Source organism: Persicitalea sp., from assembly GCF_041751555.1.
Taxonomy (GTDB): domain Bacteria; phylum Bacteroidota; class Bacteroidia; order Cytophagales; family Spirosomataceae; genus Persicitalea.
This window is the reverse complement of the sequence record NZ_JBGSXF010000676.1, coordinates 1-11247: the sequence shown is the minus strand read 5'-3', so window position 1 is coordinate 11247 and position 11247 is coordinate 1. Positions and strand designations below refer to the sequence as shown.

At 53.2% G+C, this 11247-nt stretch carries 9 protein-coding genes and 1 pseudogene; 3 read left to right on the top strand and 7 right to left on the bottom strand.

What is annotated here, in order from left to right:
• The 3 genes from ACEW8P_RS23910 to ACEW8P_RS23900 form a co-directional block, all read right to left on the bottom strand.
• The coding region (locus ACEW8P_RS23910) for an efflux RND transporter permease subunit (RefSeq protein WP_373515579.1) at nucleotides 1-1739 on the bottom strand (1739 nt) is incomplete at its 3' end.
• 127 nt (nucleotides 1740-1866) lie between these two features.
• Nucleotides 1867-2958, bottom strand: coding sequence for an efflux RND transporter periplasmic adaptor subunit (locus ACEW8P_RS23905; protein WP_373515578.1), 1092 nt, complete (start codon nucleotides 2956-2958; stop codon nucleotides 1867-1869).
• A gap of 70 nt (nucleotides 2959-3028) precedes the next feature.
• Nucleotides 3029-4291 (bottom strand): TolC family protein, encoded by a 1263-nt coding sequence (locus tag ACEW8P_RS23900; protein WP_373515577.1) that lies wholly within the window; start codon nucleotides 4289-4291, stop codon nucleotides 3029-3031.
• A gap of 320 nt (nucleotides 4292-4611) precedes the next feature.
• On the opposite strand from ACEW8P_RS23900, the gene ACEW8P_RS23895 reads away from it, so the two are divergent.
• A complete protein-coding gene (locus ACEW8P_RS23895; protein WP_373515576.1) occupies nucleotides 4612-4809 on the top strand; it encodes a hypothetical protein in 198 nt (65 codons plus the stop codon).
• Nucleotides 4810-4836: 27 nt separating this feature from the next.
• Nucleotides 4837-6846: a T9SS type A sorting domain-containing protein gene (locus ACEW8P_RS23890; RefSeq protein ID WP_373515575.1), complete on the top strand. Its 2010-nt coding sequence runs from the start codon at nucleotides 4837-4839 to the stop codon at nucleotides 6844-6846.
• A 10-nt stretch (nucleotides 6847-6856) separates the two neighbouring features.
• Here ACEW8P_RS23890 and ACEW8P_RS23885 read toward each other — a convergent pair whose 3' ends face one another.
• Both ACEW8P_RS23885 and ACEW8P_RS23880 read right to left on the bottom strand, forming a co-directional pair.
• Nucleotides 6857-7711, bottom strand: a complete 855-nt coding sequence (locus ACEW8P_RS23885; RefSeq protein ID WP_373515574.1) for an anti-sigma factor domain-containing protein — start codon at nucleotides 7709-7711, stop codon at nucleotides 6857-6859.
• Nucleotides 7708-8253, bottom strand: a complete 546-nt coding sequence (locus tag ACEW8P_RS23880; RefSeq protein WP_373515573.1) for an RNA polymerase sigma factor — start codon at nucleotides 8251-8253, stop codon at nucleotides 7708-7710. Before ACEW8P_RS23880 ends, ACEW8P_RS23885 begins: the two co-directional genes overlap by 4 nt.
• Nucleotides 8254-8718: 465 nt before the next feature.
• Between ACEW8P_RS23880 and ACEW8P_RS23875 the strand changes: the two genes are divergently transcribed.
• Entirely contained in the window at nucleotides 8719-9996 is a 1278-nt protein-coding gene (locus ACEW8P_RS23875; protein WP_373515572.1) for an amidohydrolase family protein, read from the top strand.
• 418 nt (nucleotides 9997-10414) lie between these two features.
• Here ACEW8P_RS23875 and ACEW8P_RS23870 read toward each other — a convergent pair whose 3' ends face one another.
• Nucleotides 10415-10927, bottom strand: a complete 513-nt coding sequence (locus ACEW8P_RS23870; RefSeq protein ID WP_373515571.1) for a hypothetical protein — start codon at nucleotides 10925-10927, stop codon at nucleotides 10415-10417.
• Nucleotides 10917-11247 (bottom strand): annotated as a pseudogene (locus ACEW8P_RS23865) (hypothetical protein); the annotation flags it as partial. The gene ACEW8P_RS23870 and the pseudogene ACEW8P_RS23865, both read right to left, overlap by 11 nt.

Here is an 11247-nt window from a genome sequence, read left to right as displayed (position 1 = left end):
AGTTCGTAGGTCATGAAAAGCCGTCCGCCGTCTTCCAGCGGAATGAAGCCGCTGGGTTTGGTTTTGAATAAAAAACCCGTCGCCAAATAAAGACAGATCAGCCCGACGATTACGAGCGGGGCTTTGCGGATAGATTTCCTGACGCCCTCGGAATAACGATCTGTCACCCGTCCAAACCAGTTATTAAATTTGTAAAAAAATTTGTTTAGCCCCCGCGAATCTTCGCTAAGGTTCATGGGTTTCAAAAGCAAAGCGCAGAGGGCGGGCGTCAGCGTCAGGGCGACGAAGGCAGAAAGCGCCACCGAAATGGCAATGGTGATGGCAAATTGCTGATAAAGTCGACCAACGATGCCGGGAATAAAGCCCACCGGGACAAACACCGCCGCCAGAATGAGCGCAATCGCAATCACCGGACCAGAAATGTCTTTCATCGCCTTGATCGTCGCTTCCTTGGCTGAAATACCTTCTTCGTCCATGTAATGCTGCACGGCCTCGACGACCACGATGGCGTCGTCCACCACGATGCCGATGGCCAACACGAAGCCGAACATCGTCAAAGTGTTGATGGTAAAGCCCAGAGGCACAAAAAAGATAAAAGTACCCACGATAGACACGGGAATCGCCAAGAGCGGAATCAGCGTAGCCCGCCAGCTTTGCAGAAACAAAAAGACGACCAGAATCACCAGCAGCAGAGCGATAAACAGCGTCTCGACTACCTCATCGATTGACACTTTCACCACCGACACCGCCTCGAAGGGCACCATGTAGTCGAGGTCATTGGGGAAAGATTTTTTCAGCTCGACCATCTTTTCATAAACACCCTGGGCCGTTTCAAGACTGTTGCTGCCGGGAGCCTCATATACCAGCAAATAGCTGGCCCGCTTGCCATCGACGTAGGAGTTATTGTTGTAGCTGAACTTGCCCAATTCCACCCTAGCGATGTCTTTGAGATACACCAGCGAGCCGTCATTGGGACGGGTGCGAACAATGACCTCGCCGAATTCTTCCGCCGACGTTAAGCGGCTGTTGGTAAAGACCGTGTACTCAAAAGTCTGGTCATCGTTCTGCGGCGGCGCACCCACCGAACCCACGGCGACTTGCAAATTCTGTTCTTGCAAAGCCAAAATGACTTCGGCGGAGGCAATGCCCAGTTGCGCCATTTTATCGGGTTGCAGCCAGACACGCATGCTAAAATCGTCGGCCCGGCTAAAAATATCGCCCACGCCCTTCACCCGCAACAGGGCTTCCTTGACGTAAATATTCGCGTAGTTGTTGATAAAATTGACGCCGTGCGTTTCGTCGGGCGAGTACATCGCCACCAGCATCAGGATGCTTGGGCTGCGCTTCCTGACAATCAGCCCCAAACGCGTAACCTCGCTGGGCAACTGCGGCGCGGCCACACTGACGCGGTTTTGCAAATCCAGGGCGGCGATGTTGATGTCCGTGCCTACCTCGAACACCGCACTGATCGACGTCCTACCGTCGTTAGTGCTGTTGCTGGACAAGTAGCTCATGCCCGGTGTGCCGTTGACCTGCGTTTCGATGGGCGTCGTGACGGTCTGCTCTACCGTGGCGGCATCGGCCCCGGTGTAAGTACCCGTAATCTGCACCGTCGGCGGCGTAATGTCCGGGTACTGGCTAATCGGCAGACTAATAATCGCCAGAGTCCCCACCAGCAAAATCACCAGCGAAATAACGATGGCCAGGATGGGGCGGTTGATGAATCGGTTTGCAAACATGCGACTTTGTCATTGGGGTTAAGGGTCAAACGGTGAAACGGTTAAGGGTTCGCGGCCTTCAGGCTGGTGGAATTGACAGCGTAAAACACCGTTTAACCTTTTAACCGTTAACCGTTTAACCCCAAAACTAACGTTTCACTTTACTCCCATTCTTCAACTTCTGAATCCCTTCCGTCACGATTTCAGTGCCTTCTTCCAGGCCTTCGCGGATCACGATCTGGTCGCGGATGTCGGTGCCGGTCTGGACATTTTGCTGAATGACGCTGTCGCCCTGGACGACATACACGAAGTACTCGCCCATTTGCTCCACCAGGGCTTTCTTGGGAATGAGCAGGGAACTACCGCTGCCGTCGGTTTTCACGCGGACGTTGACGGTCATGCCCGCTTTGAGCATTCCGTTGGGATTGGGGAAAACCAGGCGGGTTTTGATGGTTCCGGTCTGGGCATCCACGGCGCGGTCGAGTAGTTCGAGCCGACCCGCGAAGGGGTACTTGCTGCCGTCGGGCATCGTGAGTTGGAAGGTCGAGTCGCGCGGATTGTTTTTTTGTTGCAAAAGCTTGGTAAAGCGCATGATTTCTTTTTGATCCACGCCAAAATCCACTGCCATCGGGTCGTCGGTCGAAAGGGTATTGAGCAACGTTTGGTTGGAGGTCACTAAGGCTCCTAGCTGGACCTGAGAAATGCCGATGGTTCCCGAAATGGGAGCCGTGACAGTGGTGTATTTTAGACCCGAGCGCGATTGCTGCACGTTGGCCCGCGCGGCCTGCACCTGCAATTTGGCGGTTTCGAGTCGAGCCAGGGAGTTATCGAGTACCTGCTTGGCGATGGCTTCGTTTTTGTCCAATTCCAAATAACGCTCGGCGTCTTTCTGGGCTAAGCGCTCGTTGGCTTCCGCCACGCGCAGGTTGGCTGTGGCCTGATCGACCGACGCCTGGATTTGCTGCTGGTCGATTTGGTAGAGCCGCTGTCCCTTGCGCACGTGCTGCCCGTCCTGAAAAGACATGGCTGTTACGTAGCCGCTGGCCATGGCCCGCACCTCCACTACCTTCAAAGCCTGCGCCGTGGCCGGGTACTCGTCGTAAGCCACCGCTACGCCGCGTTCCACTTTGGTCGTGGCTACGGGTATTTCGGTAGGTAGCTTGGGTTTCTCTTCCTTACCACCGCATGCTGAGAGCAGAACCAGCAAGGCAAATGGAATCAGTCGGTTATTTCTCATCATATATATTTACTTAGCACTTCCTGAAAATTAAAGGCCAGACGGCAAGTCTTTCGGGAAGTTGTATTGGGAGTTAGGGGGCAATGAGGCCGAGCGCTCGCTCCACATCAATTTTGCTACTAATCGTCTGGTACTGGGCAGTGACAAAATTCAACTCCGCCGTCCGCAGATCGGTCTGCGAAATCAGGACGTCCAGGTAGGTTTTCACACCCGACTTATACTGCAACTGAATGATGTCGTACACCTCGCGGGCGAGTGCTACGTTTTCTTGCAGGTTTCGGTAGTTTATCCAGTTGCTTTTGTACTGCGACAACGCCCGCTGATACTCGGCGTCGATGTCGTTACTCAGGCCTGTCACGTCGATGTCGGAACGCTCGAATTGCAATTCGGCGATGCGGATGTTTTGCCGTCGCCTACCGCCCTGGTAAATCGGGTAGCCGAGCGTCAGGCCGAATAGTGAGTTCGGGAAAGCGCGGCTGTAGAGTTGTGCAAAATCCTGGTTTTGGTAGTTCAGATTATAATTCAGGAAAAACGAAACCGTTGGCAGCAAACTCCAGCGGGCATAGTCGATTTCGGAGCGCAACAGACTGCGGCGGGTTTGCAGTCGCTGGTACTCAATGCGATTCTGGTAGCTGACGACTTGGTTCGTATCAAGTACGGCATCCAGTTCCAGACGTGTACTATCGTAGTTTATTGTCAAGGACTTTTCCACCGGATAACCCATTTGATTTTTCAAAACCGCTTCCCGCGCCACGGTCTGCTCGCGGGCTTGCTGTAATTGGGCGTTGGCGTTGTTGAGGGCAATGGTGGCACGCTTATAGTCAGTCTTATCCACGATGCCGCTCTTGAATTGGTTGGTCGCATCTTTCAGGTTGCGAGCCAATCGCTCGATCTGAGCTTTGAGAATAGCTTGCTGCTGCCGGGTGAGGAGCAAATCGTAAAATGCCTTGCTGACGTCCACCGTAACATTGATTTTTTGGTTGGCCGTATTTTGCGCGGCTTGGTACAGCACATCACGGGAAGTGCGGTTGACCAGTAATACGTCTCGATTGAAGATCGTTTGGTTCAGTGACAACGCGGCGGTAGAGGAGTTGGCAACGCCCGTGCGGATTTCGCGGCGCGGACCCGTCGGATTGTTCAGGTCAGGGAAAAGCAGGACAGGAAGCTGTAGGTAATGCTGAATGTTATACGTCAGGCCGATCTGCGGGTACCAGTCGGCCAGGCGACTTTTGATGGTGCGGTCTACTATTTGCTCGTCAAGTTGTGCCTGCCGGATGTCCACCTGATGCGCCAGCGCGTATTGAATGCACTCTTCCAGAGTCGCGGAAGAATCCAATGTATTGACTAGGGTACTCTGGCTCTGAACACGAAGGAAAGTACTGCCAAACAACAATAGGACAACTAGAAATACACGTGAACACATATGGAGAGGGAATACCACAAACACGTTTTTTGTACCTCATCAAACGATTATAATATACTAACAAATAGTTGATTACAATCGTAACCTTTGGAACGAGCGTTTATTGATAGATGTTGAAACACCGAAATTAGGCAATAGTTTCCCGCGGACAGCAGAAAAATTAGAATTTTAAATTTTGGCTCTGCTATACTTTTATTTAATATTGGTAAAATGACAAACGAATTCATAATCTTATGGACTTCAAGAACTTCGCCATACTTTATTTGCTCATTATAGTCCAGGTCGGTGGGTATTTCTGGTTGCAGAATGCCACCCGCAAGGAAAGCAGATACATAAGCGTTTACCAGTACATCTCCGATTCGTATATGGTCGTCAGCTTATTGGCGATGTCTGCTTTCGAGTTGATCGTTATGGCCTTCGATTCTCCTTAGCCGCGTCACTTTCGAAAACCAATTCCTATGAATAAAATTTACGTGCTTTTACTTTTCCTGGGCTTAGGGACAGAGGGTACCTACGCAAAAATCTACGTTTCTTCCCCTCAAAAAAATACCGTCATCCAGCGAGACCAAAATAATCGGGGAACGCTTCAGGTTGGAGGTACTCTCACGTTCCCATATGACAAACTCGAAGCGCGGCTGGTGCCGTTTCCAGCCAACGGCGGAGAGGGAGGTACCTGGGCCACACTTTCGATTCAGGGGCGGCAGGGTATCTTCCTCGGTTCCCTACAAGCCCAAGGCGGCTGGTACCAATTGGAAATCAGGGGCTTTTTTGGCGGAGAGGTCGCAGAATCTGCTTCGGTACAACCCGTGGGCATCGGTGAAGTATTCCTGATCGCCGGACACTCAAACGCGATGGGGTTACCCAACTTAGGAGCGAAGGACGCGGTGGAACAAGTGGTTTCCTTCAATTCTTTAAATAAAAACCTCAACAACGAGAATATCACTGTCGCCCCTGACGAGCCGATGCCCGCCCCAAATTTTGAACCACTAAAAGCGGCTAACCGAATTTATCCCTCCGGCGAGTCGGCCTGGTACTGGGGCGAGTTGGGTTCGTTGCTGGTGGCGCGGCTGGGCGTTCCGGTGCTGTTCATGAACGCGGGCTGGGCCGCCGCCAACTCCGTCAACTGGCGGGAAACAGCCAACGGTCAAAATACGCGCAATATCTATGTAGGCAAGGACTGGCCCAACCGCCAGCCGTACAGCAACTTCATCAACACCCTTCGCTACTACCACTCCTGGCTTGGTTTGCGGTCGGTGCTGTGGTTTCACGGTGAAAATGACGCCGTGCATCTGAAAATAGCTAAGGCAGATTACTACCAAAATATCCGAAGGCTGATCGAGAAAACCAATCAGGATTTCGGGCGGGTCATCGGTTGGGCCGTTGCACTCAGCAGCGTCAGCTACAACGCCCCCGACTCATATTTGCCCGTGATCGAGGCGCAGATTCAGTTGGCCCAAACACCCGGCCTGCGCGTGTGGGGCGGCCCGACGGGCGACACCATTCAGGTGCCGCGCCCTGCGCACGGCCATTTCGAGAACGTCAGGGGCGGAACGCAGGGCTTGTCCCAGATGGCAACGGCCTGGAATCGCAGCTTATCGGATGCTTTTTTCAGCCAGATACCAGCTTACACCTCCAGTAGTCTCCTACTCACAGGCGTGGTGCCACGAGCAGCTTCTCCCGGCCAGTCGTTTCTGTTGCCTTACTACGCACGGGACGTCTTCACACTCTGGATGGAAGCGCAGTTGCTCGACGAAGCGGGCAATTTTCTGGCCATCGTCGGTTCAGGTCCGCAAAATCCGCTGCGGGTAACGCTACCCGCCGCGCTGGCCGAGGGTAGTTACCGGTTGCGGGTAGTCGCCCAGAATCCTACCCGGCCTGGGAATGTCTCCGAAGTGTTTCAGGTGAAAAACGGGCTGCCAGTGCCACAGGTAGTCAAGTCGATTGAAACGCAAACGAACGATGGTCGGTTGGACCTTCACGCACTGTTCGCCGCCCATCCCGATCTGAGCCAAATCACCGTCGAGCGTAGCGAGGATCGAGTGAATTTTCTGTCCCTGGGCGACATCCCGCTTGCCTTCGACAGGAATTCTTCCAGCCTTTACTCTTTCTCCGACGGCCAGCCTTTGCCCGGCAGCACCTACTATCGGCTTCGGCTGCGTGATCAATCAGGTCGTATCCACTACTCCCCGGTCATTGCGGTATTCAGCGGCGACAGTCCGTCGGCTCTGACCGCCTTCCCTAACCCGGCTCAAGTAGGCGAACCCATCTACCTGCGCATCGATCTTCCACTGGATTTTGACTACCATTTGATCGACACGCAGGGCAAAAAAATTCCCGCTGACCTCACGGACAGCGGGATTATTGGATTACCTATTCTTCAGATTTCACCCGCTGTGCCAGCGGGAATCTATTTTTTGAAAATAGAAACGCAGGACACCACGCAGGTACAGCGGATAATGATTCGCTGATGAGCCGCCCCTACACTTTGCCCATCACAACCATTTCTTCCATCGTTGGACTGGGCTTTCCACCGTCATCCTCAAGCGTGATTGCAAAGGCCGCTGCGTTGGGTGAACTCGCTTTCATTCTCAGCAACTTCCCCATGAAATCGTCGTCTAGCATGCCCATATCCACGGGCTTCCCGTCTACAATCGTCCACAGCTGATACTGTTTTCCGGTAGGTGGCGCGGGCAAATTCTGCACATCGAGTAGTACTTCATTGGTTTTCTGATTCCAAAGGGCCACTACCTCGCTGTCAGGCGCTTTTTCCAAGCCTGGCATATTCACAATTTTTACGTCCGGGTTGCGGTAGTTGGCCGCCAGAGCTTCGTTATACTCGGCTCTTTGTTGCAGCGTATTCGTCTGCTCATTGAGGTTCTCGACCTCGACAGCCAGTTGTTCGTTCTCGCTGCGGGTGGTGCTGTACTGGTAAGCTGCCCACGCGCCAAAAATGGCAAGCAGAACGGAAGCGGCTATTCCCAACGTTCCCCAAAGCGGTCGCGTAACGCGTGCATCTTCCTGAATCGGTGTCGTATCGTATTCAATCGTTCTTCCTTCTTCTTTAATGTCAGCGGGTGAAGCATCGGCTGCCGCAGCAGAGGCTGCCGGGCCAAACTTCATTTGGGTGAAAATAGTATCTTTCACCCGGCCGGGTACGGGTACTCCGTGTTGCAGAGCGTATTGTTCAAGTGCTTTTTCAACTAGCTCGAGTTCGGCCTTCAACTCGGGATAAACCTGAGTGAGGCATTCGACTTCCTGTTTTTCCTGCGGAGAGACAATACCCAGCGCGTACTCTTCCAGGATTCCTGAATCTATGTAGGCTGAGATATTCATATTTTAAAATAATGTTTAAGGTCCTTCAACGCGGTTCTGATGCGTGATTTGACCGTGCCCAAAGGTACGTCGAGCTCTTTCGAGGCTTCCTCCTGAGTGTACCCCTGGAAGTAAACCAAGTCCAATAAAATTTTCCTTTCGGGTCGTAAAGTGTCCACCAGTGCTTTCAAATCCAGCGTCGAGGGGGAGGGTTGATACGTAGCGTTCTGATCGGTGCGGTCGAGGTTCTCCGTAATATCATCCATGCCGGGCTTGCGCTTCTCAGACCGGACGGCGTCGATCGCACTGTTTCGCGCGATGTTGAGCATCCAGGTGAAAAGCCGCCCTTTGTCGGGATCATACGAGGAGATATTCTTCCATATCTTCAGAAAGGCGTCTTGCATGACGTCTTCCGCTTTCTCGTTGTCTCGCAAGACTTTGGAGATCACGCTGAACAATGCCCCGGAATAGTTGTCGTACAGGTACTCGTACGCCGTCCGGTCATTCTGTTTCAGCGAGGCCACCAATTCTTCTTCCGAGTAGTTTGGTTCGTGGATAGCCAAGGATTAGAAACGTTTTTTTTGAGAGGGGCAATCTAATCATTTTTCTGAAAGAACACGTTCTTCCAATGCATTTTCGCACCAGGAAAAAGAAGCCGCAGGCCTGCATAGCTACTGTTTCCGATCAGATGTGCCGTGAGTCGCCTTTCGCATAAGGCGAGTTACGGACTAGGAGCAGAGGGCGAGGGTACCGCTCAAACTGCTGTTCCGGGTTCATATACGTCTTGATTAGGGTGGTTGGATTAGTTTGTGTGATGTTCAAGGTTCAAAATTCGGAGTTCAAAGTCGTTTTAGCCTGTAAATCAACATTTTATTTCTAAATCATTATTCAGTTGTGGTTGTTGTGTACCTATTGTCAGTCAGATTTTTATTTCAATAATCGAGAACATACATGTTGTTCTTCTCTGAAAAACATTATTTGCAGTATCTTGCCTGAGTCTTTTTATCGAGCACCGCCTTTCAGTTTTTATGGGAAAAATTCTTACGCTCTTTCTTTTTACATTGAGTCTGACCACCAGCTTTGCACAGCGTACGGTGACCCATTGTGGCAACCTCTTCGATGCTAAACAAGGCACCATGCAACCACAGATGACTATCGTGGTCGAGAAAAACAAAATCACTGCCGTTGAGAAAGGCTACGCACGTACTTCGGGTAGCGAAAAGGTCGTGGATTTGAAAGACAGCTACGTCCTGCCCGGTCTGATCGACATGCACGTCCACCTCGAAAACGAAACCCGGCGGGGCGGTTCTTACGACCGCTATACTCAGAATCCACCCGATGTGGCTTTTCAGACGGCTAAATACGCCAAAACTACCCCTATGGCTGGCTTCACCACTGTGCGTGACCTGGGCGGCAGCGGCGTCAACATCGCCCTGAGAAACGCTGTCAACCGCGGAATCACAGACGGCCCCCGCATCATCACGGCGGGAAAATCTATCGCTACCACGGGCGGCCACGCCGACCCGACCAACGGCTACCGCCGCGACCTGATGGGTGATCCCGGCCCGATGGAAGGCGTAATCAACGGCGTGGACGACGCCCGTAAGGCCATCCGCCAGCGCTACAATGACGGCTCGGACGTGATCAAAATCACCGCCACGGGCGGGGTACTTTCCAACGCCAAAGATGGACAGGGGCCGCAGTTCACCGACGAGGAGATGAAAGCCATCGTACAAACCGCCAAAGACTATGGTTTCAACGTAGCCGCCCACGCCCACGGGGCCGAGGGCATGAAACGCGCCATCCGAGCTGGCGTCCAGACGATCGAACACGGCACCCTCATGGACGATGAGGCCATCGCTCTATTCAAAGAATACGGTACTTACTACGTACCGACGATCATAGCAGGGCGGACTGCCGCCGACTCGGCCAAAATCCCGGGCTACTACCCGGCTTTGGTGACGCCTAAGGCACTTGCCATCGGCCCGAAGATCCAGGCTACTTTTACTAAGGCTTACAAAGCGGGTGTCAACATCGCCTTCGGTACTGACGCGGGCGTTTACCCGCACGGCTACAATGCGAAGGAGTTTATCTACATGGTGGCAGGGGGCATGCCCGCCGTCGAAGCCATCCAATCTGCCACCGTCACCAACGCCAAAGTACTGGGCATGAGCGACGAAATCGGTAGCATTGAACCCGGTAAGTTTGCCGACATCATCGCGGTGAAGGACAATCCTTTACAGGACGTTTCATCTTTGCAGAAAGTCACTTTTGTGATGAAGAACGGCACTATTTACAAACAGTGAAGCCCCGAGGGTGAATAGCTACACTTTGGCCTTAAACCGCATCCCTCGGCCTTTCTGGTCTAAAGGTGTCAGGATTGTATGGTCGCTTCCCGGCTAACACAGCAGGTACTGGCGCGTCCTGCCGGACAAGCCTTCGGAAGTTCTCCAATGTATCCGATGAAAGGCTACTGGCTGTTTAAGTCATCCGGCCAATCGTTAGATTGCACCCCATCCTGATCCCGGTTGGAAAAGAGACTTGCCGCGGGTCGCTCCCATTCTCCATCTGCGCGGGCCACAACGAATGCAGCGGCGAAGTGACTGACGTGCTTTTAACACGTAATGGAGGGTAAGGGCCTAGTCATGCGGAAATGAAGCGGCATGTAATTATTTTCGGAGTAGACAGAGGCTCTGAAGCCTAACCAGGGCTTGTTCATAAAAATTAATTTCGTTTAAAAAGCGGGTTGACCAGTGCGTGATTTCTGGTCAATTTTTCCCTCAATTCTGATATACTTTGATCTCGGCTGGCCGACACTAGCATATTGGTCGCCATGGTGATAAAGCCGGCGAGTACCCTGGCCTCCTTGGCATTCCTGGCCACCATCTTGTCCTCGCCCATCTGCACGTCGCGGATGTGGTGGTGTACTTCGACGGCCCAGTGCCTTCGGGCTGCTTCGGCCAGTTTAGCAAACTTCTGTCCGTCAAGTGCTTGGTTACTCACCCAGTAGGCTGTCTCGCGGCTTTGCTTCTGTGTCTTGGTGTTGTAGCGCCCCCGTTCTATGACTAGCAGGGAGACAATACCCGCATCTTTCCAGCGCGTCGCTAGGCTCGACTTGTCAAGGCTGTATCCCCGCGCCCGGCGTGTCTCGACGCGGCCGTGCCCCTTCTCGCACTGTTGGCCCGAACACTCGGCCGGCAGGTGCTGATGGATCAGCCGACAGTCTTCAAGCAGCACAGCCTGGTTGCCCTTGACCTGCGCCATGTACGCGCCCCCGCGCTGGTCGATCAGCTCCAGCCGGGCCGCCGTTGCGGTTGCGCGGGAAGGTGTGTAGCGCGTCAAAAGTATAACCGTCTTTCAGCGGCCCGACCTGCTCGAAGTACGCCGTCACTACGGGCTTCTCCGATTCTTTCTTGCCGTCGTAGTAGCCCGCCACCTCACTGTGTCCCCCCTCGTGGGCCGTCAGGCTGACGACGCTCTGCCCGCGCTTTTCTCCCATTACCCCATCAATACTACCGCACAACTCCTTGCCGTCGAAGCTGCGCCAGTGCTGGCCC